Origin of the sequence: Streptomyces longispororuber (assembly GCF_024448165.1) — a bacterium.
GTDB classification, from domain to species: domain Bacteria; phylum Actinomycetota; class Actinomycetes; order Streptomycetales; family Streptomycetaceae; genus Streptomyces; species Streptomyces longispororuber_A.
Genome location: NZ_JAMOLN010000071.1, coordinates 1 through 23,935, shown reverse-complemented (window position 1 = coordinate 23,935; position 23,935 = coordinate 1). Strand labels below are relative to the sequence as shown.

The following is a 23,935-nucleotide window of genomic DNA, read 5'->3' as shown; positions in this document are numbered from 1 at the left end:
GAACCATTGTGGCATTCGAGTGGCATGCCAGTGGAGTACCGCGACGAAAGGGACCCCGCATGAATGCACAACCACACGACCAGAACCCCGGGCAGGAGCCGTCGGGGCCGAGCCGCCGGAAGATCGTGACGGCCGGGGCGGCGGTGGGGGCCGCGGCCCTCACCGGCGTCTCGCTGGCCGCGTCGAGCCCGGCGCAGGCCCGTCCGGTGACCGCGCCGAGAAGCGCGGCGGGGGCGGCCGCGTGCACGACGATCCCGAACAAGTACAACGAGCCGTTCGAGGTCTGCGACGACGAGCTGTTCGTCTTCATGGCCAACTACAAGCCGTTCGAGAACCCGGGCTTCTTCGACAAGGTCATCGGGGACAAGATGCGCGCGGCGTTCCCCGGTCTGAAGATCAAGGCCGTGGCCTGGGACTACCCGGTCCGCTACGAGGACCTCGACAAGGCCGGCGTGGTGCCGGACATCATCATCGAGGACCCGCGCCGGCGCGTCGACCGCGACCTGGAGCCGCGCGGCTGGGTGCGCGACCTCACCGCCGACCTGGCCACCGCGGGCATCGACGTCGGCTCCCTCAACCCGGCCACCGTGGAACTGGTCAGAGCGCGCTCTGACGGCGGCCTGTACGGCGTGCCGCTGTTCGTCGACGACTTCGTCCTGTTCCACAACAAGAAGATCTTCGACATGAAGGGACTCAGGCCGCCGACGAACGGAGTCACGTACGACGAGGCGTTCCGCCTGGCCAAGAAGCTCACGTTCGAGCAGGACCTGGTGGCCTACAAGGGCTACCTCCAACACCCCGACCTGTACCTGGAGTTCAACCAGCTCGGTCTGTACCCGTTCGTGCCCGGGTCGAGCGAGAACCCCGCGCCCGAGGACATCCGGGTGAACATCACCTCGGAGGGCTGGCAGCGGCTCGGCACCAACCTGGAGCGCTTCCTGCTCCACCCGCACAACATCTTCACCACGGTCGACGACTACCTGCTGACCGGCCACGTGGCGATGGCGGTGGACAGTCTGTGGAAGCTGCCCGCGTACGCCCTCAGCCCGCTCTACCTCCAGGAGGACGACGCCGAGGAGTGGCGGGAGCTGGCCAAGGGCGTGCAGCTGGGGGTCACCTCGGTGCCGGTGCTCGGCGGCGGTGACACGTCGGGGTACCAGCCCAACACCATCGCCGCGTTCCTGCCGCCGCAGTCGACGAAGAAGGCCGAGGCCCTCCAGGTCCTCAAGTGGCTGGTCTCCCAGGAGGCACAGACGGAGCTGGCCCGGCACGCCATCAAGCCGGCGCTGCGCTCGGGCGCGGTCGAGGCGGCGTTCGGCAAGGCGATCCCGGAGCTGGCGGGCGTCGACACGTCGGGCGTCTTCTGGGCCGAGAACGCGGCGGTCAAGAACTACAAGAACACCGAGTACTGGGACCTGCCCATGTACATGGTGTTCCGGCAGCACGTCCTCAAGGACGGCCTGCGGGTGTCGTCGGCCCTGAAGGTGGCGGAGACCGTCGACATCCCCGCCTACATCAAGGCGCAGGCCGCCTCCGGCAAGGACTGGTGAGGACCGCCCTCAGCTCCTGCGCAGCCGTATCGCGAGGTACGGCTGCGCGGGGAGCTCGACCTGGAGGGTGCCGCCGGACACGGGCGCCTGCGGGCTGAGGGTCATGTTCCAGGTGTCGATCACGTCGACGGTCCAGCGGCCGTTGGCGAGGTCGAAGGGGCGGCGGGGATAGCGGTGCGGGCCCAGGTACTGGAGCACGTACTCCCCCGCCACCTCCAGGGTCGAGGCGTCGTACGTCTCCGGGGTGTGCGTCAGGCCCTCGCCCGGCGCGTCGTCGAGGACGGCGCGCAGGAACGCGACCCGCTCGACCGCCGTACCGCTGAGCTCCCCGCCGCCCGCGCTCCACGGCGTGGGACCCCAGGACTCGGCGTGCGCCGCATAGCCGCCCCGGCACACGGCCTCCCACATGCGGGCGGTCAACTCCTGCCCAGGAAGCGCTTGTTCGGGGTCGTCGACGGCGTCACCCTCGGCGCCGCAGTCGTCGACGACGACCGGTTTGCCGAGGGTATGCACGAGGCCGGAGACGGCGCGGGTCTGCGCATGCCGCACGGAGGCGTGGGTGATCCACGGCGCGCCGAAGTCCGTTTCGGGCGGGCCGTGCACGGTGAGCGGGTGGTGGCCGTGGTCGTGCTCCTGGATGTCGGTCTGCGCCTCGTGGTCGGCCGGCGCGCTCCACCAGACGTGGGGGTGGTGGGCCAGGCGTCGGACGGTGGCCGCGATGGTGGACCGGTCCCCGAGGACGATCTCGGCCTGGAGGCCCGACCGGCCGCAGGCGGCCACCTGGTGGTCGAGGACGTCCAGCGGGAGCGACGCGGACGCGGTGAGGCGGACCCGGTTGAAGGGCCCGCCCGCGAGTGCCCGCAACGTCCTGGGGTCGGCCTGGGGAACGGTCGTCGTGATCGGATGGTAGGGAGTGCCGTCGGCGTGGCGGAAGCGGGTGCCGTGCACGTGGACCGGGCCGTGGGCGCCGTTCATGGGTCTCCTGGTGAGGCGGGTGTGCGGGTGGGACGGGGCGGGGCGCGCTCCTCAGGCGGTCCGGGACGACGTCAGCCGCACGGCCAGGTCCGGGCGGTGGTCCAGGGGGACGCGGACCCGGCCCGTGCGCGGCGGTCCCGACAGCGGGGTGACCGTCATGTTCCACGTGTCGATCAGGTCCACTCGCCAGGGTCCTCCGGCTTCCGGCAGCTCGACGTCCCGGTGCGGGTGCCGGCGGTCGCCGAAGTAGACGAAGCGGTCCTCGGGCGCCGCCTGCTCCCACAGGCGCCGCAGGAACGCGACCCTGGGCACCGCCTCGCCCTGGAGCCGCCCGCCCCGGGAGATCCAGGCGGCACCGTCCGGATCCTCTTCCGGGTAGCACTCACCGTGGCCCACGTACGCGCCGGCGGTCATGCCGTGCCAGAACTGGCGCAGCAGGGCCTGGCCGGTGAGGTTGCCCCACCGGCGGCCGAGGATGCCCTCGTAGCCGATCTCGTCCAGCACGACCGGCTTGGGCACGCGGTCGAGCCACTCGGGGGCGAACGAGGCGTCCCAGTGCTGGACGGACTGGTGGGTGGTCCACGGCGCACGGAAGTCGAAGACGCTCTCGTACTCGTACATGCGGGTGCCGTTGTGGATGGACCTCAAGTGCTGGTAGGGGTCGAGGCGTTGGACGTGACGGCCGATGTGGTGCCAGTCGTCGAGGGTCTTCGCCTTGTTGAAGTCGTACTCGTTGGCGATCGACCACCAGACGTTGCGGTACGCGGCGAGGCGCGCGACCGTGTACCGCACGAGGGCGAGGTCGGCCTCGCGGCTCATGTCGTCGACGCCCCAGTGCCCTTCGTCGTAGGGGTGGAAGAGGATGACGTCGGCTTCGATGCCGAGGCCGCACAGGTCGCGGACACGGCGTTCGAAGCGTGCGAAGAACTCCGGATCGAACCGCGTCGTGTCCAACTCACCAGGGGCGGGCGGCTGTTGGCCGTGTCCCGGGTACGGCAGTCGTGGCGGGTTCATCGCGCGGGTCGGCAGGAGGCACATGCGGACCTTGTTGAACGGGGAGTCGGCGAGCGAGCGCAGGGTGCGCTCCTCCAGCTTCTCGTCCTCGTCGTGGGTCCAGTGGTAGCAGGTGGTGCCGAAGGGGTGGTACGGGGTCCCGTCGGCGTGGGCGAAGGTGCGCGGGCCGGCCACGCGGACCGGTCCGTGGTTGGCGGGGCCCGCGGGCAGACAGTGGAACCTCCCCTCGGCGCCGTCCAGCCGGGGCGCGTTCGAGCGGGTCGTGTACGTCCAGGGGCCGGTCCTGTCCGGCATGAACCGCACCCGGTAGGTGCCGTCGCCGTCGTAGAAGCCGTCGGCCCGCACCACGCGGTGCCCGTGCCGGAACTCGGCGCCGAACTCGACGTCCTGGTAGGGGTTTCCGTCGGCCGAGCCCGGCAGCGACAGCTCGAAGGGGTCCCATCGCTCGACCGCGTCCACCGCGCTCACCGTCGCCCCTGCCTGATCCATTCCTCGGTCACCGTCGCGTGCCTGATGGTCTTGCGGAGGTAGGAGTACGCGACGTGGATCCGGTCGTCACGGGTCTGCAGGAGGCACGGGTAGGAGTAGCCGTACTCGGTCTCCCGGTACTCGTCGTCGGCGGTCTGCAGATCGCGGCGCCAGGGCCAGGTGCGGCCGTCGTCGTCGGAGAGGGCCAGGGTGAGCGGCGTGCGCAGCGCCTTCTTGCGGCGGCCCGCGCCCGATCCGACCCAGCGGTACTCGCCGCGCTCCAGGCTCGCATGGTTGTAGACGAGGGCGAGGGCGCCGCTGCGCAGCCGCACGGCCTGAACCGCCGAGTTGTTGTTGGGGAGTTCGGTGGGCACGGGAGTGGTCCAGGTGCGGCCGGCGTCCATGGACACGGTCGCATGGATGCGGTCGGCGGCGCGGCTGCGGAGCAGCCCGAGGAGGGATCCGTCCGACCGGGGCACGACGGACAGCTGCACCAGATGGTCGCTGCCGGGGACGTCGTACTCCTTCCAACTGCCGCCCTGGTCCTCGCTGATGAGGACCGTGGAGTGCTCACCCGTGCTGCGGCAGCGGTAGGCGGGCAGCAGCCAGGAGCCGTCGCCCGGGTCGAGCGGCGGGTTGCGGACGAAGATGCCGGGGCCGTCGTGGGCGATGCGCGGGGCGTCCCAGGTGCGGCCGCCGTCGCGGGAGGTGCGCGTGACCAGGCGGGCCGTCTTCTGGTCGTGCGGTTCGTCGGACGGGTGGAACAGGTGGATCGTGCCGTCGGGGAGCCGGGCGATGACCGGGTTCTGTTCGGCGCGGTCCGGGTCGGCGGAGAGGGCGACGGGCGTCGTCCACCGGTCGGCGCCCGACGGCAGCCGCGACAGGACGACGTTCGTGTCGCGGTCGCCCTCGTCGGGGCCGTTGAACCAGGCGCAGAGCAGGTCGCCGTCGTCGAGTTCGAGGAGGCACGCGGCGTGGCTGTCGCGGGGGTGGAGGGTGGGCAGCAGCGCTTCGTGGACGGCCGGGTCGCCGGGGCGTTCCCGGACGACGCCGTCGAAGCGCGGGTCGTGCGTCACCTGGTCTTCGGTCACGGTCCGTCGACTCCCTTCAGGTCGAGCTGGCCGGCGAAGTGGCAGGCCGAGGTGCGGCCGGGTGCGACGAGCCGCAGGGCGGGCACGTCGGTGCGGCACACGTCCTGGGCGTAGGCGCAGCGAGGGTGGAACGGGCAGCCGGACGGCACGTTCGACGCGTCGGCGACCTCGCCGCGCAGCACGATCCGCTCGCGGCGCCGGGCCGCCGGGTCGGGGTCGGGCACGGCCGACAGGAGTGCCTCGGTGTAGGGGTGGAGGGGCTGGCCGTACATCTCCTCGGTGGCGCCGGTCTCCACCACTCGGCCCACGTACATGACGGCGACCTCGTCGGCCATGTACTCGACGACGCCGAGGTCGTGCGAGATGAACAGGTAGGTGAGGTCGGACTCGTCCTGGAGATCCTTCAGGAGGTTGAGTATCTGGGCGCGGACGGACACGTCGAGGGCGCTGACCGCCTCGTCGGCGACGACCAGGCGCGGTGCGAGCGCCAACGCCCGTGCGATGCCGACGCGTTGGCGCTGTCCGCCGCTGAACGCGTTCGGGTAGCGGCGCAGGTACTCGGGGCGCAGTCCGACGCGGCGCAGCAGTTCGGCGACGCGTTCCTCGGTCTCCTTGGCGCTCAGGCGCAGGTTCACGCGCAGGGGTTCGCCGACGATCTGGAGGAGGGTCATCCGCGGGTTGAGGGAGGCGAACGGGTCCTGGAAGACGAGGCGGATCTCGCTGCGGTAGGGCTTGAGGCCCTTCTCGTCGAGGGCGGCGAGGTCGACGGCGGTGCCGTCGGTGCGGTGGTAGACGATCTCGCCGGACGTCGGCGGGTGGACGCGCAGCAGGCAGCGGCCGAGGGTGCTCTTGCCGCAGCCGGACTCGCCGACGAGTGCGACGGTGCGGCCCGCGGGGATCGTCAGGTCGACGCCGTCGACGGCCCGTACGGTGCCGACGGTGCGGCCGAACAGGCCGCGGCGGATGGGAAAGTGCTTGGTCAGGCCGCGGGTCTGCAGCAGGGCGGTGTCGGTGCGGGTGGCGGCGACGGTCATGAGGCGGCCTTCCCCTCGTCGTCGCGCACGTCCTCGTAGCGCAGGCAGCTGACCGTGCCGTCGGTGCCGGCGGCCGGTGCGGGCAGGGGTGCCGGGACCCGGCCGGGCACGGTGCTGTCGCAGCGGCCGGCCATGAACTCCTCGCAGCGCGGATGGAACGGGCAGCCCGGTGGTCGCGCGTACGGGCCAGGCACCATGCCCCGGACGGGACGCAGCCGTTCGCGTCCGCCCGAGCCGAGCTTGGGGACCGAGCGCAGCAGCGCCCGGGTGTACGGGTGGCGGGGGCTGCGCAGGACCGTGTCGGTGGTGCCGGTCTCGACGACCGAGCCGAGGTACATGACGGCGATCCGGTCGGCCATCTGCGCGGCCACCCCCAGGTCGTGGGTGATGAGCATGACGGCCATGCCGGTGTCCCGCTGGAGTTCGCGCAGCAGGTCGAGGATCTGTGCCTGGGTGGTGACGTCGAGGGCGGTGGTGGGTTCGTCGGCGATGAGCAGGTCGGGGCCGCAGGACAGGGCCATGGCGATCATGGCGCGCTGCAGCATGCCGCCGCTCATCTGGAACGGGTACTCGTCGGCGCGCCGCTCGGGCGCGGCGATGCCGACGCGGCGCAGCAGGTCGACGACGCGGGTGCGGGCCTCGGCCTTCGTGGCCCGGCCGTGCAGGACGAGCGACTCGCCGATCTGGTTGCCGAGGGTGTGCATGGGGCTCATCGAGGCGATGGGCTCCTGGAACACCATGGCGACCTTGCGGCCGCGCACCGAGCGCAGTTCGGGGCCCGGCGCGGTGACCATGTCGACGACGCGGTCCGCGTCGTGGACCCGGATGCTGCCGCCGGTGATCCGGCCCGGCTTGTCGATCAGGCGCAGCACGGAGCGGGCCATGACGCTCTTGCCGCAGCCCGACTCCCCCACCACGGCGAGGACCTCGCCCCGGCCGATGGTGAGATCGACGCCGGACACGGCCCGTACGGTGCCGTCGTCGAGTTCGAAGCAGGTGTGCAGGTCCTCGATCTCCAGGATCGGCGCGGCTCGGGTGCTCACGTCACTCCCCTCCTCGGGCGCATCACTTGGCGGATCACTTGTACGGGTCGGCGGAGTCGCGCAGACCGTCGCCGACGAAGTTCATGGCGAGGACGGTGACGAACACCGCGACGCCGGGGATCAGCAGCCACGGAGCGGTCTCCACGGTGCGGATGTTCTGAGCCTCCTGGAGCAGCACGCCCCAGCTGACGGCGGGTGACTGCAGGCCGAGGCCGAGGAAGCTCATCGCGGTCTCGCCGAGGATCATCCCGGGGACGGCCATGGTCAGCGAGGCGATCACGTGGCTGGACATCGACGGCACCATGTGCCGGAAGATGATCCGGCCCCGGCCGCAGCCGTCGAGCCGTGCCGCGGTGACGAAGTCCTCCTCCCGCAGCGAGAAGAACCGGCCGCGCACGACGCGGGCCAGACCCGTCCAGCCGATCACCGACAGGATCGTGGTGATGGCGAAGTAGCGGGCCAGCGGCCCCCATTGGTCGGGGACGGCCGCGGACAGGGAGAGCCACAGCGGCAGGGTGGGGATGGACATCAGGAACTCGATGACGCGCTGGATGGCCAGGTCGGGGGTGCCGCCGAAGTAGCCGGAGATCCCGCCGAAGAGGAGCCCGAGCACGAAGCTGACGGCGACGCCGACGAGTCCGATGGAGAGCGAGACGCGCGCCCCGTGGATGATCCGGGAGAACACGTCGCGGCCCGCCCGGTCGGTACCGAGGAAGTACACCTTCTGGTCCGGGTCCGCGGACGCGAACAGGTGCCGGTCCCAGGGGATGACGCCCCACATCTTGTACGCGTCGCCCTTGGCGAAGAAGGTCACCGGGATCCGCTTGCCGGGGTCGACGGTGTGGATCTGCTCGAACGTCTCCGGGTCGCGCTTGGTGGTGTAGCCGTTGGCGTACAGCCGCAGTCCGTCGTCCCAGCTGAGGTCGACCTTGACGATCTGCGGCGGGGCGTAGGTGTGCTTCTCGTCGACGGCGCTGGGCGAGCCGGGCGCCAGGATTTCGGCGAAGGCGACGACGAAGTAGGCGAACAGCACGACGACGGCGCCTGCGAGGGCGAGCCGGTGCTTGCGGAAGCGGCGCCAGACGAGGCGCCAGGGCGAGGCCTGCCCGCCGACGACGGGTGCGTCGTCGGCTTCGTCGACCGTTCGCTCGACCGTGGTGGTCACCATGGGCCGCTCACCCTCCCTCGTAGCTGTGCCGGATCCTGGGGTCCCACCAGGCGAGGGCGAGATCGCTGATCAGGGTGCCGATGACGGTCAGGGTGGAGAGGATCAGGATGAAGCTGCCGACGAGGTACATGTCCTGGTTGAGGACGCCGCCGAGCATGAGGGGCCCGGTGGTCGGCAGGTTCATCACGATCGAGATGATCGTCTCGCCGCTGATGAGTCCGGGCAGCAGCCAGCCGACGGTGGAGAAGAACGGGCTCATCGACGTCCGCACCGGGTACTTGAGCAGCAGTTTCCACTCGGGCAGTCCCTTCGCCCGCGCGGCGACGACGTACGGCTTGTACAGCTCGTCGAGGAGGTTGGCGCGGATGATGCGGATGGCGCCGGCGGTGCCGGAGACCGCGATGATCAGGATCGGCAGCCACAGGTGGCTCGCGGCGTCCAGGACCTTGCCGAGATTCCAGGCGGCGTCCTGGTACTCCGGTGAGAAGAGGCCGCCGGGACTCTGTCCGAACCAGCGCATGCCGACCCACATGAGGACGAGGGCGAGCATGAACTCCGGGACGGCCATGCCGATGAAGCCGAAGAACGTGGCGGCGTAGTCACCGGGCGAGTACTGGCGCACCGCGGAGTAGATGCCGATGGGCCAGGCGATGGCCCAGATGAGGAGCATGGTGGCGACGGAGAGGAAGAAGGACAGGCCGACCCGGTCCCAGATGAGGTCGCTGACGGGCCGCATGTTCCAGGCGAAGGCCTGGCCGAAGTCGCCGTGGAACACGATGTTCGTGATCCACTTCCAGTACTGGGCGAAGAAGGACTGGCCGAGGCCGTACCGGTCGCGCAGTGCGGCGACCTCGGCGGGTCCCATGATCTCGCCGCGCTCCTCGGCGTTGGCCTGGAGCGTCGAGACGTAGTCGCCCGGCGGAAGACTGATGATGAAGAACGTCGCCAGCGAGACGGCCCACAGGGTGACGGCCATCCATCCCAGGCGCCGGACGAGGAACGCGAGCATGCGCTGAACTCCCGTCCGCCGTCAGGCCTTCGACTTGAAGTAGTACGTGCTGGGGTTGCTGGGCCCCGGTGCCTGGTGCATGCCGGCGGCGCTGAACGACGTCGGGACGTTGCGCAGGGCCGTCTTGGTGATGCCGTAGTCCTTGGGCGGTGTGGAGATGCCGATGTAGTAGAACTCCTCCTTCGTGATCTCCAGGATCTGCCGGGCGAGGCGGGTCGCCCGGGCGGTGTCGAAGGTGGCGCGCATCTGGTCGAAGAGTTCGAGCTGCCGCTTCACGCGGGCCGGGGGCTCCTCGCCGTCCTTGCCCTCGCGCAGGTACCACTTGGCCCACTGGCCGCCGTAGCGGGAGGAGCCGCGGGGGTTGCTCGGCAGGTAGTAGTGGTCGCCGCCGTCCCCGGTGCGGACGTCGAAGTTGTTGCAGTCCCAGGTGGACGCCTCGGCCTTGCCGGCCTCGACCCGCTCCCAGTAGAGGGTCTCGGCGACGCGGGAGACGGTGGCGTCGACGCCGACCTTGCGCCAGTCGGAGCGGATGAGGTCCATGGCGTCGACCTGGTCGGCCATGTCGGAGACGACGAGGACGGTGAAGGCCAGCGGGTCGCCGTCCTTGGTGAGCCGGATGCCGTCGCCGTTGCGCTTGGTGTAACCCCCTCGGTCCAGGGCCTCGTTCGCCTTGGCGACGGAGTACTCGGTGTACTGGGTGCCCAGTTCCTCGTCGTACAGCTCGTTGCCGGGATTGGGCCCGGCCTGCCAGGGCTTGCCCTGTCCGGCGAAGACCGTGTCGATGATCTTCTGGCGGTTGATGGCGTAGGAGAGCCCGACGCGGAAGTCCTTGTCGGCGTACAGGGCCCGCTTCTTCCTGTCGGGGTGGGTCTGGTTGAAGCCGATGATCATCGTGTTGGCGGAGTCGGGCTCGACGTCGATGATGCGGTAGCCGCCCTTGGCGCGGTTGCGGGAGATCACCGGCTTGTTGCGGACGGTGCCGAACTGGTAGAGCTGCATGTCCAGGTCACCGTTGGAGATCTTGAGGACCTCGACCTCCACTTCCTGGAGGATGTCGACGACGACCTTGTCGATGTACGGGAGTTGCGCGCCGTCGGAGTCGACCTTCCAGTAGTAGGGGTTGCGCACACAGGTCACGCTGCTGCCCTTGGTGACCTCGGTCTTCGGCAGCCAGGCGTTGACGGTGGGCATCTTCGGGTTGCTCCACGCCTCGGAGACGACCGGCAGATAGGCGATCCAGTCGGCCAGCCCGGCGTCCTTGGCCAGCTTGTTCGCGTCCTTGTTGTACCTGGGGTGGAACTGCTTGAGATAGTGCTTGGGCAGGAACATGAAGATGCCGGTGGTACCGGCGATCTCCTCCAGGAAGCCGGGCTTGGGCTCGTCGAAGACGTACTTGACGGTGAGGTCGTCGACGGCTTCGAAGCGGGCCGGCTTGCCGTTCTTGTTCAGCCACAGCGCGTAGAGCCCGTACGGGTGGTACTTGGCGTCCGCGTTGTAGTCGTCGAAGGCGAACGCGAAGTCGTCGACGGTGAGCGGCTTGCCGTCGGACCACTTCATGCCCTTGCGCAGGTGGAACACGAACTCCTTGCCGCCACCGATCACCTCGTACTTCTCGCAGACGTTCGGCAGGATCTTCGTCTTCGTCACGCCCTGCCACTCGGGTGCCCAGCGCACCAGCGGCTCGTAGCCCATGCTGAAGCGCAGCCAGCCCATGTCCTCCGGCGTGATCATCGCGGAGTGCCAGGTGCCGCCGTAGACGCCGGTCTCCTGGAGCGGCTTCACCTCAAGCGGCTTGCCGGGCAGGCGCTCCTCGACCTTGGGCAGCTTTCCGGCGTCGGCCTGCTTCTTCAGGGACGGCGCCTCCTTGCCCTTCTGGCCGCCGGCCGAGTCGCCGTTGTCGGCGTCGGTGTCGAAGAAGCCGCAGCCGGACAGGGCGCCCGAGAGGGAGGCGGCGGCGAGGACGCCGCCGCCCGCGCGCAGCAGGGTGCGGCGGGGCAGACGGGTGCGGTCAGGAGTCATCTCCACGCTCCTTTGCGTCGAGTGCCGCCGCCTCGAGGTCATGGACGAGAGGCACCACGGTGGCGGTGAGGCCGCGCTCCTCCTCGGCGCTCAGGCGCGCCAGCGGGGGTGCGGCATGGGCGGACGTGATGCGGCCCTGGGCCGCGAGGACGTACTTGGCGGTGCTGACGGTGGCGGACAGGGTGGGTTCGCTGCGGGAGCTCGCCATCGCGTCGAGGAGGTCCTCCAGTTGTTCCTGGAGGGCACGGGCCCGCGCGAACTCACCCGAGCGGGCCGCCTCGTACAGGGCGACGAGGTGGCGCGGCGTGAGGTTGGCGAGCGAGCTGGTGGCGCCCGCGGCGCCGGCGTACAGGGACAGGTCGGACAGGCCGCTGGCGCCCGCGAAGCAGTCGAGGCGGATGTCCCGGCGTGCGGCGCGGCGCATCAGGCGGCGCAGCCAGGTCAGGTCGCCGGTGCTGTCCTTGATGCCGGACAGCACGCCTTCGGCGGCGAGTTCGAGGACGCAGTCCGCCGTCAGGGCGGACTTGGTGAGCTGCGGGAAGTGGTAGGCGAGGACGGGGAACCCGGCGGCGTCGGCGATCGCGCGGTAGTGGTCGCGCAGTTCCGCGGTTCCGTACGGGGTGAAGTACGGGGCGATGACGGCGAGTTCGTCGGCTCCGGCGTCCACGGCGGCACGGGCCTGGCGGACGCTGAGGGCGGTCGCCGCGTCGCCGACGTGGGCGATGACGGGGACGCGGCCGGCCGCCGTCTTGGCGGCCACGGTCACGGCGAGGCTCCGCTCGTCCTCGTCCAGGGCGTGGAACTCCCCCGTGGTGCCGTTGATCCACAGGCCGTGCACGCCCGCGTCGATCAGTGCGTTCAGGTGGCATTCCAGGGACGGCCGGTCGAGCTGACCCACATCGGTCATGGGTAACACGGTCGGCACGATGATCCCATGGAGCGCTTGTCGCGGCATGGTCACCTCGGAGAAGCTCAGAGGGATGTCGGTGGTATGCCACGAGTTTGTTGAGGGGCGCCAAGGCCGTCAACCCCCGTGACACACCCAATAGTTGACTTCGCATCTCCCGAGACGCGCGGCTCACCTGCGGCATACCATGAGGGCGCACTTGCACCGGCAGCACTGGGAGGCGGCATGATCCGAGCGCGAGCGGCACAGCAGGCCCGCGCTGAGGAGGGCACGAGCGTGGAGAACGCGACGGGCACGGACCTCGGACCGGACGAGAGCCTGGAGGCGCGGGCCTCACGGGCCATCGTGGAGTGGCTGACGGTGGAGAACCCGGCCCCGGGGCAGGCGGTGCCGGTGCGGGAGTTCGCCCGCCGCCTCGGCATGAGCCGTACGCCGGTGCGCAGCGCGGTGGGCCGCCTCTACGAGCGGGGCCTGCTCGCGTACGACGCGACGGTGGGCTTCACGGTGGCGATACCGTCGCTGTCCAGCGTGTACGAGCTGTTCGAGCTGCGGCTGATGCTGGAGTCGCACGCGCTGCGGCTGTTCGCCGACCGCACCGACCGCGAGCCGCCCGCCCGGCTGCGCGAACTGGTCGTCGAGGCCGACGAGTTGGCGCGGGAGGCGCTGGCGGACCCGACGCGGTACGCCGACTTCCGGGACAACGACGCCCGCTTCCACCGGGAGCTCGTGAAGCTGGGCAGCCTGCCCATGCTGCTCGACCTGCACGACGACCTGAATCTGAGCATCCACGTGACGCGCGCCGGTCTGAAGGCGCCCATCACCCCGTCGCGGCTGAACGTCGCGGTGGACGAGCACCGGGCGATCGTCGACGCGCTGCAGTCCGGCGAGCGGCTGCGGGCGCGGGAACTGCTGGAGGCGCACATCCTGCGGGTCCGCGACCAGACGATCGCCTTCCTGGCACGGCCCAGCCTGTGAACCCCTGACTCCTGGAGGTCCTGTGGACGGCCCGGTACTCCCCTCCCCCGGCGCCCTGTCGGCACACCGCCCGCCGCCCGACGCCGGGGTACGGGTCACCGGCGGCCTGTTCGGCCGCTGGCTCGACGTGAACCGCGCCGGGAGCATTCCGCTGGCGCTGCACCATCTGGAGACGTCCGGCGCGCTCGGCAACCTGCGGATCGCGGCCGGTCTGGAGTCCGGGTCCTTCCGGGGGCCGGTGTACGCGGACTCCGACGTCCACAAGATGCTGGAGTCGGCGGCCTGGCAGCTGCAGCACACCGAGCACGACGCCGGGTTGAGCACCTTCCTGGACGAGGGTGCGCGGCTGCTCGCCCGCGCCCAGGAGGACGACGGCTATCTCGACTCCCACTACCAGGTGGCCGAGCCGGAGCGCCGGTACGCGCGCCTGGTCGACAGCCACGAGCTGTACTGCGCGGGCCATCTCCTCCAGGCCGCGGTGGCCGTGCACCGGACCACGGGCGGCACGGAACTGCTGACGGTGGCGCGGCGGCTCGCCGACCATCTGTGCGCGGTGTTCCTCGACGATGCGGGTCCCGGGCTCGACGGGCATCCGGAGGCGGAGACCGCCCTGGTCGAGCTGTACCGGGTCACCGGCGACGAGCGCTGCCTGACGCTCGCGACGCGGCTGGTGGAGCGGCGCGGGCACGGCCTTGTGGGCCGGCACAAGCACGGGACGCGGCACCGCCTCGACCACCTCCCGGTCCGTTCGGCGCCGTCGGTCACCGGGCACGTGGTGCGGGCGCTGTACCTGGAGGCGGGCGCGGTCGACGTGGCGGTGGAGACGGGCGACAAGGAGCTCCTCGCCGCCAGCGCCGCACGCTGGACGGACATGGCGGCCACCCGCACCTCGCTGACCGGCGGCCTGGGGTCGCGGCAGGTCGGGGAGGTGTTCGGCGAGCGGTACGAACTCCCGCCCGACCTGGCGTACAACGAGACGTGCGCGTCGGCGGCGAGCATCCAGTGGTCGTGGCGGCTGCTGCTCGCCACCGGCGAGGGCCGGTACGCGGATCTCCTGGAGCGCACGCTGTACAACGCGTTCGCGGCGGCCCGCTCCGCCGACGGGCGCACCTACTACAAGGGCAACCCGCTGCAGCGCCGCCCCGATCACGCGGAGGCCGTGGGCGATCCCCGCTGCCGCGACGAGTGGTTCTACTCGGCGTGCTGCCCGCCCTCCGTGACCCGCCTGGTCGCCTCCCTGCCGCACTACGCGACGACCACGGCCGACGACACCCTGTTCCTTCACCTCTACGCGCCGATGCGCATCGCGTGCACGCTGCCCACCGGACAGGTCGCGCTGCGGGTGGAGACGGAGTACCCCTGGGACGGCACGGTCCGCATCACGGTCGAGGACGCCCCGGACGGTGACTGGACGCTGGCTCTGCGGGTGCCGCCGTGGAGTGCGCGCACCCGCCTCGACGGGGAGCCGGTGGCCCCCGACGCGCAGGGGCGGCTGCTGCTGCGGCACGCCTGGCGGGCGGGCGACGAGGTGGTGCTCGACCTCGACATGACGCCACGGCTGACCGCGGCCCACCCGAGGATCGACGCGCTGCGCGGCAGCGTCGCCGTCGAGCGCGGCCCGCTCGTCTACTGCTTCGAGCAGACGGACCAGCCGGCGGGCACCGACGTGGACGAACTGGCGCTCCCGGCCGACGCGGAGCTGCGGGTCACCCACGTGCCCGACCTGCCGGGCGTCGGCCGGACCGTGCGGATCGAGGCCGATGCGGAGACCGTACGGGCCCCGCACCGGGACGGGCTGCCGTACCTGAGCCCGGACACGCCGCTGGAGCGCCGCCCGGCGACCGCCACCGCGGTGCCCTACTTCCAGTGGGACAACCGCGGCGACGGTGCGATGCGCGTCTGGGTTCCGGTCACTTATTGATCTTGACGAGGCTGAACTTCGCCGTCGCGTAGTGCGCGACGGCGTTCGCCTCCTTGTTCCCCTCGACGAACAGGCCCGCGTAGACCTGGTCCCCCATGGGGATGCGTTCGTAGCCGGCCCGCGTCCACTGCAGGGAGTCCGGGGAGATCTCCGAGGTGAACTCGTCGCCGCGCAGCGTGATCCGCAGCCAGTACGGCTTGTCGTCGAGCAGCTCGTCCTCCTCGTACGGGTACCGGCCGTCGCTCATCTCGGGGCCGTTCGCGTGGATGCGCTTCACGGCGCACTTCAGCCCGCCGTTGGCCACGTAGAGGCCGATGAGGTTGAACGGTGAATCGGGGGTCAGGTTGTCGCGGATCATGATGCCCGCGATGACCTCCTGGTAGACGGCGCTGAGCGAGTCGACGCGGGCGATCAGCTCCACCACCTCGTCGCCGGGGCTGTCGATCTTCTGGTAGACGAAGTGGCAGCTGTCCTTGCGCCCCTTCATCTTGCCGGAGCCGCTCAGGGTGAACTTCCCCGACTCCAGGGCCGCGGCGCCCGCGATGGGCACGTCCCCGAGGTCCATCGCCGTCCAACTCCCGAGGTCCGTCGTCTTGTTGACGTGGACGGGGACCGGCGAGGAGGTGGTGGACGTGCCGGTGGAGTCGGTGGCGCGGGCGGTGAGGTGGTGAGTGCCGGCCGTGGCGCCCTTCCAGGTGATCTCGTACGGGGCGGAGATGGCCTCGCCGATCTTCTCGGCGTCGGCGTAGAACGCGACGGCCGCGATGTCGGCGCCGCCCCGGGCGGTGGCGTCGGCGCGCAGGGTGAGGTCCGCGGTCCCCGTGGCGTTCGTGGTCACGCTGTCGGCGGCCGGGCCGGTGAGGGCGACCTCGGGGTTCGGCGCGCCCACGGACTTCAGGGAGTTGAGGTACAGCTCCAGGTTGCTGTAGCCGGTCTGCGGGTCGATGGCGGCGCCGTCCGCCGGGTCCTTGGGGTCGAGGCCGTGGGCCTTCTCCCAGGCGTTGGGGATGCCGTCGTGGTCGCTGTCCTTGGGAGCCTCTGCGGAGGCCAGGGGGACGACGCCGCCGACCTCCTTCTGCGAGTTGATCATGCGGCCGGTGCCGTTGCGCACGTCGTTGATCACGCGGGCGTCGACGGCGTCGCGGCGCGGCAGGACCGCACCCGCGTCCGCCAGGACAGAGGCGTAGGCGTCCTTCGCCGACTGCGCCTCGATCGGGTCGGGGAACTCCAGGGGCTCCGCGCTCAGCGTGCAGCCGCCCGCCGAGAAGTCGATCCCGCGGACGTTGTCGGCGGTGATGTCCGAGTGGCCCTCGATGACGTTGCCGCTGACGTGCCAGGTGCCGCCGCGGTCGGGCGAGACGATGACCGGTGCGATGGCGGCGAGGGTGTCGGGGCCCGGCTTGTAGTAGTTGCCGATCATGTTGACCCCGGCGACCCACTCCCCGCCGTAGCAGGACGTGTAGCCGTAGTTGTAGATCACGTTGTTGCGGTGGTCCACGTTGCTCGGCACGTCCTCGACGAAGCTGAACCGCGGGTTCCGGCCGCCCTGGTGGACCAGGAGGTTGTGGTGGTACGTGACGTTGTCCCCGCCCCACAGGCCGCCGTAGCCGTGCAGTCCCTTCGGGTGCACGGACTGGGCGAGGCCCTCGGCGATGATGCACCACTGCAGGGTGACGTTCTCGTTGCCGTACACGGAGCAGCACTCGTCGACCGCCCAGCTGAAGGAGCAGTGGTCGATGATGACGTTCCTGCACCCCTCCATGCCGAAGGTGTCGATGGGGGTGCCGAGGGTGTCCGTGCCGCGGAAGCGCAGGTGGCGCAGGATGATGTTCGACTGGTCGTTGATCTTCGTCTCGTTGCCGACGACGCAGATGCCGTCGCCGGGGGCAGTCTGTCCCGCGATGGTGATGTTGGAGCCGAGGATGTCGAGTCCGCCCTTGAGCTCGATGTTCCCGGAGACGCGGAAGACGACGGTGCGGTCGCCCGCGGAGACGGCGTCGCGCAGCGAGCCGGGGCCGGAGTCGGCGAGGGTGGTGACCTCGTAGACCGACAGGCCGCGCCCGCCGGTGGCGTAACGGCCGCCGCCCTCCGCGCCGGGGAAGGCGAGGACCTCACCCGCCGCGTCGGCCGCGGCGGCGAGCTTCTCGGCGGCCTGGGCGGAGGGCAGGTGCAGGGCGGCGGCACCGATCAGCGCGCCCGCGCCGACGACGAAGGCGCGGCGGCCGAGCGGTCTCGCGGTGTCGGCCGCATCGGCGGCCGGATGTCCATTGAGCTGGGTCATGTCGGAGCTCCTCAGGGGGTTTCGGGCATGCGGTGGCCACGTCGGTGGCTCGGACGGTGGGCGCGCAGGGTCAGGTGGTGCGCGCGATCAGGCAGTGATCGAGGTCAAGCGGTGCGCGGAACGATTCGGTACGTGGCGCCGGGGCGCGTCGCGCAGACGACGACGTTCGCCTCGGGGCGGCTCGTACGGGGCGCGCCGGCCACGTCCACCGGCGCTTCGGTGCGCAGGCGCAGTTCGCGGCCCTGGAGGGAGTAAACGGTGGCGCGGGTCAATGCGCCGTCGGACCAGTGCGCGTCGATCTCGAACCCGCCGCGCGCCCGCAGGCCGCGGAACGAGCCGGCGGGCCAGGCGGCGGGCAGGGTCGGCAGCAGCGCCACCTCGTCGGCGTGGCTCTGCAGCAGCATCTCGGTGATGCCGGAGACGCCGCCGAAGTTGCCGTCGATCTGGAACGGCGGGTGCAGGTCGAACAGGTTGGGGGCGGTGCGCGCCGGGGTGAGCAGGCTCGCAAGGTGCTGGTAGGCGCGCTCGCGGTCGAGCAGCCGCGCCCACATGTTGATCTTCCAGGCGAGCGACCAGCCCTGACCCGCGGTGCCGCGCAGTTCGAGGCTGCGCACGGCGGCCGCCGCCAGGTCGGGCGAGCGCCGGGGGTCGATCTGGGCGCTGGGGAACAGCCCGTACAGGTGGGAGACGTGACGGCTCCTGACCAGGGCGGCCTCCTCCCAGTCGGTCAGCCACTCCTGGATCTGGCCGAGGTAGCCGATCCGGGTCGGGGCGAGCCGGTCGCGGGCCTCGCGCACCCGCTCGCGCAGTCCCGGGTCGCGGTCGAGGACGCGGGCGGCCCCGCCGAAGGCGTCGAAGAGGTCGCGCAGCAGCTGCATGTCCATGGTGGGGCCCGCGCAGATGCTGACGCTCTCGCCCTCGTCCTGGTGGTGGGTGACCTCGGGCGACTGCGACGGGTTGGTGATGAGCCAGCCGTGCTCCGGGTCCTGGGTGAGGGTGTCGAGGAAGAACTCCACGGCCCCCTTCATCACGCGGTAGTCGTCGCGCAGCGCGTCCTCGTCGCCGGTGAAGCGGTAGCGCTCCCACAGCATCAGGCAGAGCCAGGCACCGCCGGTGGGCCACATTCCGTACTGGGCGAAGTCGACCGGGGCGGTGCCGCGCCAGCCGTCGGTGTTGTGGTGGGTGACCCAGCCGGGCGCGCCGTAGTGCGTCCGTGCGGTACGGGCGCCGGACTCGGCCAGCTCGTGGATCATGGCGACCGCGGGTTCCCAGCACTCGGCGAGGTTGGCGGGCCCGGCCGGCCAGTAGTTCATCTCAAAGTTGATGTTGACGGTGTACTTGGACTCCCAGGCAGGCGCCATGCTGTCGTTCCACAGCCCTTGGAGGTTGGCGGGCTGGCCGGGCGAGCGGGAGCAGGACATCAGCAGGTAGCGGCCGTACTGGTAGTAGAGCGCGGCGAACTGCGGGTCCTGCCCGTCGCCGAACCGGCCGATCCGCTCGTCGGTGGGCAGCGCCACCCGCTCCGAGGTGCCGAGGTCGATGCCGACCCGCCCGAACAGCCGCCGGTGGTCCTCGACGTGCCGCTCTCGCAGCCGGCCGTACGGGGTGCGGACGGCCGGGTCCGACCAGCGGCGGGCGCGGGCGACCGGGTCGGCGCCGACGTCCAGGTAGTTCCGGTAGCTGGTCGCCATGGAGACGACGAGGGTGACGGCGTCGGCGCCGGTCACGGTGAGGGTGCCCGCCGCCGCGTCGGTGCCGACCCGGCCGCCCTCGGCGACGGCGTGCGCGGTGGCCCGGAAGCGTACGGCGCCATCCCGTCCCTGCCAGGCACCGCTCACGCCGTCGAGGGCGATGGTGCGGTCGTCGACCGCCGAGGGCGTGGCCTGTTGAGGGGTGCTGAAGCGGGCCGTGAAGCCGACCTCGCCCGGGGTGTCCGCGGTGAGGCGGACGACGACGACCTGGTCGGGGGCGCTGGCGAAGACCTCACGGGTGTGGCGGACGCCGCCGCGGGTGTAGCGGACGCGGGTGACCGCCGTCTCCAGATCGAGTTCGCGTGTGTAGTCGCCGACGTCGCCGGTGGCGGTGAGGTCGAGTTCGAGGTCGCCCAGGACCTGGTAGGCGGCCTGCTCGCTGGGACTGCCCATGAACGAGCTGTCGACGAGTTTCTGGGCCTGGTTCCACTTCTCGGCGAGGACGAGGCGGCGGATCTCCTCGAGGTGGTCGACGGCGCCGGGCCGGTCGTAGTCGTGGGGGCTGCCGGCCCACAGGCTGTCCTCGTTGAGCTGGAGCCGTTCGGTGTCGGTGCCGCCGAACACCATGGCGCCGATCCGGCCGTTGCCGACGGGCAGCGCCTGGAGCCACTCGTCGGCCGGGGCGAGGTACCAGAGCCGCATCGGGTTGGCGGCGGCCTCGCCGTCGGCGGCCACGGCCGCCGTGAGGGGCAGCGCGGTGGCCGCCGCGGTGGCGCCCGCCACCGCGAGGACCCCGCGTCTGCTGATGTCAGTCATCGTCAACTCCTCTGCCTGTACAGGCGATTGAGGTCGGACACGACAGGTCGTACGGGCCGCCCATCGGCCAGGGCGGTGCGCAGCAGCTCGGACGCGGCGCGCTGGAACGCGGGGAAGCCGACTCCACGGGGCCGCACCCAGGAGCCGTCGACGGTGTCGAGCGTGGTGCGGAAGAAGCCGCCCCAGCGGCGGTCGGTGCGCGGGTCGGTCCAGGCGGCGCGGGCGGCGGGCTGTCCGCCGGTGACCGGGAAGAGTCCGCACTGGACGGGGTCCGCGAGCAGCCGCCCTAGGTGGTCGCGCAGCGCCTCGCGGATGAGCGGGTCGGCGGCGCGGCGGCGGGACACGGCGAGCCCGGTGCCGCCGAAGACACTGCCGGGGGTGCCGCCGGGCCGGGCGGTGGGGGCGGCGCCGAAGGTGAGCGGGTAGGGGCCGCACCGGGTGGCGGCCGCGTGGCCCGGGACCAGGGGGCAGTACGTCGGACCGTCGGCGCCCGCCAGGGCCGCGAGGACGTCGTCGGGCCGCTGCCGCCACAGACGTTCGTCGCTGCGCGCGGCCAGCGACGCCATGGTCTCCAGCGCCTGTTCGCCGACTTCGGCCGACACGAACTCGGCTCCCTCGCCCGGCCGTTCGCCGAGGCTGAGGCTGAGCGCGCACAGGGTGAGCAGGGCGTGCGGGCCGCCCAGGCACAGGGTCATCGGCAGCGCCGACGCCAGCACCTCGTCCCAGGTGACGGGGAGCGCCTCGCCGCGCAGGATGTCAGCCCGGCCGGCCGACATCTGCGCCGTCACGTCGTACGGAACCGCCCAGGGACGGCCGCCCCACTCGTACGCCGTGAAGGCGGGGCCGACGGATCCCGCCCGCCACCGCGCCAGTGCCGCCGTGCCGAGGAGGTCGTCGAGCGGCATCAGACAGTCCGCGGCGACCGCGGCACCCAGCCAGGCGTGCTCGATCTCCAACAGGTCGTACTCCGCCGCGAGTTCGGCGACGGGCACATCGTCCGTGCACCGGTGGGTCCAGCGCACGGGCAGGCCGACGGTCTCGCAGCCCGGCGGCAGCCCGGCGTCGATGCGGGAGAGTTCGGCCAGCGGTGCCGAGGCGCCGGGGCGGTCGCGGGTGAGGCCGCGCAGCGCGTCCGTCGTGGTGGGCGGTGCGTCGGGAGGGCTGCTCGACGAGGGGTTCATCTGGGCTCCTGACGGGCGGCGGGTGAAGGAAGGAGGCGGGGCGCGGGCGGGCCCGGAGCCGTCGGGCCCGCCCGCCGTGCGCGCGTCAGTCCCGTGTCACCTGGGGCTGGGGGTAGGGGAACGAGTCCGTGACGCCGATCTTGTCGTACTCCATGAGGGAGGCGTCGAAGCCGTCCTCCCAGTCGCCGTTGGTGACCTTGTTGCACTGGTACGCCTGGTACTTCTGGTCGGTCACCTTGCCGACCTGCACATTGGAGATGGCCCAGCCGCAGCCGCCCGCGTCCATGTGCACGCCGCGGGTGCCGGAGTCCGGCATGGAGGCGTCGGGGACGACGTCGCCGATCACGACCTGGTTCAGGGAGTTGACGACCGGGTGGTCGTCGGAGGCGTTCTGCAGGCCGTACGTGTAGAAGGCGCCCATGTCACCGCTGTCCATGCCGGTGTTCTCCAGGCGGATGTAGGAGATGTCGTTGCCGTCGGTGTAGGTCTGCCCGTTGACGGAGACCTCGGGGCGGCTGCGCAGGCTGATGCCGTAGCGGGCGCTGTGGTTGACGACGATGTGGCTGATCGTGTTGCGCCCGGTGTCCTGCAGTTCGAGGCCTGAGGCGTCGCCGGGCACCAGTTCGCCGACGTGGTCGATGAAGAGGTTGCGGAAGGTGTTCTCGTGCGCGACGTCGCCCTCGCCCGGGTAGGGCCCTTCGACCCGGATGCCGTCGGCGCCGAGCCGTTCGAGCAGGCTGTCCGTGATGCGTACGTGGTCGTTGGCGGTGAGCAGGTAGATCGCGGTGAATCCGGTGTCGGTGATGTGCATCCTGGTCAGGTCAATGCCGGTGGTGTTGGTCAGGCGGATCGCGCCGAACCGGTTGCGGGGCATCTCGATCTGCCGGTCGTACGTGGGGTATTCGTGCACCACTCCGGAGTCGCCGGACTCGTTCCAGCCGTAGCGGTACCAGTCGGGGAAGTCGGTCTGGGTGACGCCGAGTCCGTCGAACGCGACGTCGTGCAGCCGCTTCTTCTGCGAGGAGCCCGCCAGATCGAGGACCGTCTTGACGACGGGCCTGCGCACGTCCGCCTTCGCGATGTCGCCGTCCTGCGGCTTGTAGTAGAGCCAGCCGTCCTTACGGTCGGCGTACCACTCGCCGGCCTGGTCGAGGAAGTCGAGCGAGTTCTCCAGGAAGTAGCGGGAGCCGCCGCGGCTGTTGTGGAGCGCGAATCGGGTCGGGTACTTGAAGGTGAGCTGGCTCTTCTTCATGTTGTAGTCGCGGATGTCGACGGTGTCGGTGAACCAGGACCAGCTGCCGCCCGACCAGACCGTCACCCGTCCCTGACTGAGGTCCCAGTCGGGGTCCCAGTCACCGGGGTTGGCCCACATCCAGGTGTGCACCGCCTCGTACGTCGGCTCGGGCAGGTACGAGGTCAGGTACGGCGCCCATTCGTCGGCGGCCTGCCGGTTGGGGTAGCGGGCGTTGGTGACCCGTGCCCCGCCGTCGTACAGGGTGTAGAACGGCTGGTCGACGGGGACCTTGGCGCGGTAGACGCCGTCCTTGTACGCCTCCCAGCCGGTGACCGGGACGGAGCCGGTCAGCCGGGCCTTGCCGGGGCCGTCGACGCTGCGGTAGACGACCTGGTGGCCGTCGGCACCGGAGTCGCGTTCGTCGAGGCCGATGGCCTTGTCCACCGGGTAGTCGCCGGCGTGCAGGTTGACGTGGACGTCGCAGCGCATGCGGCCCGGCCGGTTCAGGCCCTTGTCGCGGATCTCGTCGCGGGCGCGGGTGACGGTCTTGTAGGGGTCGTGCTCGGTGCCCTTCGCCTTGTCGTCGCCGTCGGTGGCGACGTACAGCTCGACGGGAGCGCACTGCGAGGGCGCCGCGTCCGCCGGGGAGGAGCCGGGCACGAAGGACGTGCCGACCAGGAGCAGTCCGGCGGCGGCGAGCAGCCAGGTTCTCGCGCGGCGGGGTGCGGGGGTGACGGATGTGCCTGACACGGGGCCTCCTTGCCTCGTGGGCGGGACGTACGGGTGGCGTTCCGGTCCGTTCACTCGGTGGTCGCGCGCCAGCGCTCGTACTCGGCGCGCGTGTCGGGGGTCAGCGGGTAGTAGTCGGTGAGCGCGCCGCCGCCCTCGATGCGGGCGCGGCTGAACCGCTCCCACTGCTCGTGGTCGCGGGCGGCGGCGATGATGTCGGGGGCGGTGCGCCGGGGTACGACGACGGGGCCGTCGTCGTCGGCGACGACCAGGTCGCCGGGGAGCGCGAGCACGCCGCCGCAGGCGATCGGCACGTCGTAGGCCCAGGGGAAGAGTTCGGCCTGCGAGGCGTAGTGCGGGGTGACGCCGGTGGTCCAGATCGGCACCCCGGTCTCGCGCACCCGCGGTGCGTCGCGGACGCAGCCGTCGACGACGATCCCGGCGCCGCCCTTCTGCCGGAAGTAGCGCACCAGCATGTCGCCGAAGCAGCCCGTGGTGGCCGAGCCGTACGCCTGGACGACCAGCACGTCGCCGGGCTCGATCGTCTCCAGCACGGCCCACAGGGCGGTGTGCCGCTCGACGTACTCCTGGCCGAGCCCGGAGGCGATGTCCTCGCGCTGCGGCATGAACTGGAGCGTCCGGACGCGTCCGGCGATCTTCTGTCCGGGGTGCAGGGGGCGGGGGCCCGTGACGAAGGTGCGGCGGATGCCCTGGGCGTGGAGTTTGGCGCAGGCGGTGGCGGAGGACACGGCGGCCAGGCCGTGGACCGTGTCGGTGTCGGCGGGGGCGGGCAGCGCGCCGCGCACGGGCAGTTGCCAGATGGGTTCGT

At 71.2% G+C, this 23,935-nt stretch carries 17 protein-coding genes; 3 read left to right on the top strand and 14 right to left on the bottom strand.

Features of this window, described 5'->3' with window-relative positions; translation table 11 throughout:
• The first annotated feature begins 59 nt into the window (after positions 1–59).
• Positions 60–1,550 (top strand): ABC transporter substrate-binding protein, encoded by a 1,491-nt coding sequence (locus tag M4J07_RS20845; protein WP_255974096.1) that lies wholly within the window; start codon positions 60–62, stop codon positions 1,548–1,550.
• A 9-nt stretch (positions 1,551–1,559) separates the two neighbouring features.
• Here M4J07_RS20845 and M4J07_RS20840 read toward each other — a convergent pair whose 3' ends face one another.
• The 9 genes from M4J07_RS20840 to M4J07_RS20800 are packed head-to-tail and all read right to left on the bottom strand — an operon-like array spanning position 1,560 to position 12,326.
• On the bottom strand, positions 1,560–2,525 hold the full coding sequence (locus M4J07_RS20840; protein ID WP_255974095.1) for a DUF5605 domain-containing protein: 966 nt from the start codon (positions 2,523–2,525) through the stop codon (positions 1,560–1,562).
• 51 nt (positions 2,526–2,576) lie between these two features.
• Complete coding sequence (locus tag M4J07_RS20835) at positions 2,577–4,028, bottom strand: DUF5060 domain-containing protein (RefSeq protein ID WP_255974093.1); 1,452 nt, start codon at positions 4,026–4,028, stop codon at positions 2,577–2,579.
• A complete protein-coding gene (locus M4J07_RS20830) occupies positions 4,004–5,098 on the bottom strand; it encodes a sialidase family protein (protein WP_255974091.1) in 1,095 nt (364 codons plus the stop codon). Before M4J07_RS20830 ends, M4J07_RS20835 begins: the two co-directional genes overlap by 25 nt.
• A complete protein-coding gene (locus M4J07_RS20825) occupies positions 5,095–6,132 on the bottom strand; it encodes an ABC transporter ATP-binding protein (protein WP_255974089.1) in 1,038 nt (345 codons plus the stop codon). The genes M4J07_RS20830 and M4J07_RS20825 overlap by 4 nt, the downstream gene beginning before the upstream one ends.
• Positions 6,129–7,175 carry an ABC transporter ATP-binding protein gene (locus tag M4J07_RS20820; RefSeq protein ID WP_255974087.1) on the bottom strand — a complete coding sequence of 349 codons (1,047 nt, stop codon included), beginning with the start codon at positions 7,173–7,175 and terminating at the stop codon, positions 6,129–6,131. Before M4J07_RS20820 ends, M4J07_RS20825 begins: the two co-directional genes overlap by 4 nt.
• A 34-nt stretch (positions 7,176–7,209) precedes the next feature.
• Entirely contained in the window at positions 7,210–8,343 is a 1,134-nt protein-coding gene (locus M4J07_RS20815; RefSeq protein WP_255974085.1) for an ABC transporter permease, read from the bottom strand.
• Positions 8,344–8,350: 7 nt separating this feature from the next.
• Positions 8,351–9,352, bottom strand: a complete 1,002-nt coding sequence (locus tag M4J07_RS20810) for an ABC transporter permease (protein ID WP_255974083.1) — start codon at positions 9,350–9,352, stop codon at positions 8,351–8,353.
• 21 nt (positions 9,353–9,373) lie between these two features.
• Complete coding sequence (locus tag M4J07_RS20805) at positions 9,374–11,371, bottom strand: ABC transporter substrate-binding protein (protein WP_255974081.1); 1,998 nt, start codon at positions 11,369–11,371, stop codon at positions 9,374–9,376.
• On the bottom strand, positions 11,361–12,326 hold the full coding sequence (locus tag M4J07_RS20800) for a dihydrodipicolinate synthase family protein (protein WP_255974079.1): 966 nt from the start codon (positions 12,324–12,326) through the stop codon (positions 11,361–11,363). Before M4J07_RS20800 ends, M4J07_RS20805 begins: the two co-directional genes overlap by 11 nt.
• A 177-nt stretch (positions 12,327–12,503) precedes the next feature.
• Here M4J07_RS20800 and M4J07_RS20795 point away from each other — a divergent pair, with 177 nt between their 5' ends.
• Positions 12,504–13,253: a GntR family transcriptional regulator gene (locus tag M4J07_RS20795; protein WP_255974077.1), complete on the top strand. Its 750-nt coding sequence runs from the start codon at positions 12,504–12,506 to the stop codon at positions 13,251–13,253.
• Positions 13,254–13,275: 22 nt separating this feature from the next.
• A complete protein-coding gene (locus tag M4J07_RS20790) occupies positions 13,276–15,174 on the top strand; it encodes a glycoside hydrolase family 127 protein (protein WP_255974075.1) in 1,899 nt (632 codons plus the stop codon).
• Here the strand turns inward: M4J07_RS20790 and M4J07_RS20785 are convergent.
• The 5 genes from M4J07_RS20785 to M4J07_RS20765 all read right to left on the bottom strand — a co-directional run.
• Complete coding sequence (locus M4J07_RS20785; RefSeq protein ID WP_255974073.1) at positions 15,164–17,455, bottom strand: Ig-like domain-containing protein; 2,292 nt, start codon at positions 17,453–17,455, stop codon at positions 15,164–15,166. The two genes, M4J07_RS20790 and M4J07_RS20785, sit on opposite strands and share 11 nt — an antisense overlap.
• Positions 17,456–17,559: 104 nt before the next feature.
• On the bottom strand, positions 17,560–19,962 hold the full coding sequence (locus tag M4J07_RS20780) for a glycoside hydrolase family 95 protein (RefSeq protein ID WP_255974071.1): 2,403 nt from the start codon (positions 19,960–19,962) through the stop codon (positions 17,560–17,562).
• Positions 19,963–19,964: 2 nt separating this feature from the next.
• The gene (locus M4J07_RS20775) at positions 19,965–21,143 is read right to left on the bottom strand and encodes an extracellular solute-binding protein (protein WP_255974069.1); all 1,179 of its coding nucleotides are present in this window, start codon (positions 21,141–21,143) and stop codon (positions 19,965–19,967) included.
• Between the two features lie 85 nt (positions 21,144–21,228).
• Positions 21,229–23,127 (bottom strand): right-handed parallel beta-helix repeat-containing protein, encoded by a 1,899-nt coding sequence (locus M4J07_RS20770; RefSeq protein ID WP_255974067.1) that lies wholly within the window; start codon positions 23,125–23,127, stop codon positions 21,229–21,231.
• A gap of 50 nt (positions 23,128–23,177) precedes the next feature.
• The coding region (locus M4J07_RS20765; protein WP_374215063.1) for a ribonuclease activity regulator RraA at positions 23,178–23,935 on the bottom strand (758 nt) is incomplete at its 5' end.

Coding starts and splice junctions, on each gene's coding strand:
- M4J07_RS20845 (WP_255974096.1), top strand. CDS start 60: ATGAATGCACAACCACACGACCAGAACCCCGGGCAGGAGCCGTCGGGG.
- M4J07_RS20775 (WP_255974069.1), bottom strand. CDS start 21,143: ATGAACCCCTCGTCGAGCAGCCCTCCCGACGCACCGCCCACCACGACG.
- M4J07_RS20840 (WP_255974095.1), bottom strand. CDS start 2,525: ATGAACGGCGCCCACGGCCCGGTCCACGTGCACGGCACCCGCTTCCGC.
- M4J07_RS20795 (WP_255974077.1), top strand. CDS start 12,504: ATGATCCGAGCGCGAGCGGCACAGCAGGCCCGCGCTGAGGAGGGCACG.
- M4J07_RS20810 (WP_255974083.1), bottom strand. CDS start 9,352: ATGCTCGCGTTCCTCGTCCGGCGCCTGGGATGGATGGCCGTCACCCTG.
- M4J07_RS20785 (WP_255974073.1), bottom strand. CDS start 17,455: ATGACCCAGCTCAATGGACATCCGGCCGCCGATGCGGCCGACACCGCG.
- M4J07_RS20815 (WP_255974085.1), bottom strand. CDS start 8,343: ATGGTGACCACCACGGTCGAGCGAACGGTCGACGAAGCCGACGACGCA.
- M4J07_RS20800 (WP_255974079.1), bottom strand. CDS start 12,326: ATGCCGCGACAAGCGCTCCATGGGATCATCGTGCCGACCGTGTTACCC.
- M4J07_RS20835 (WP_255974093.1), bottom strand. CDS start 4,028: ATGGATCAGGCAGGGGCGACGGTGAGCGCGGTGGACGCGGTCGAGCGA.
- M4J07_RS20805 (WP_255974081.1), bottom strand. CDS start 11,371: ATGACTCCTGACCGCACCCGTCTGCCCCGCCGCACCCTGCTGCGCGCG.
- M4J07_RS20780 (WP_255974071.1), bottom strand. CDS start 19,962: ATGACTGACATCAGCAGACGCGGGGTCCTCGCGGTGGCGGGCGCCACC.
- M4J07_RS20825 (WP_255974089.1), bottom strand. CDS start 6,132: ATGACCGTCGCCGCCACCCGCACCGACACCGCCCTGCTGCAGACCCGC.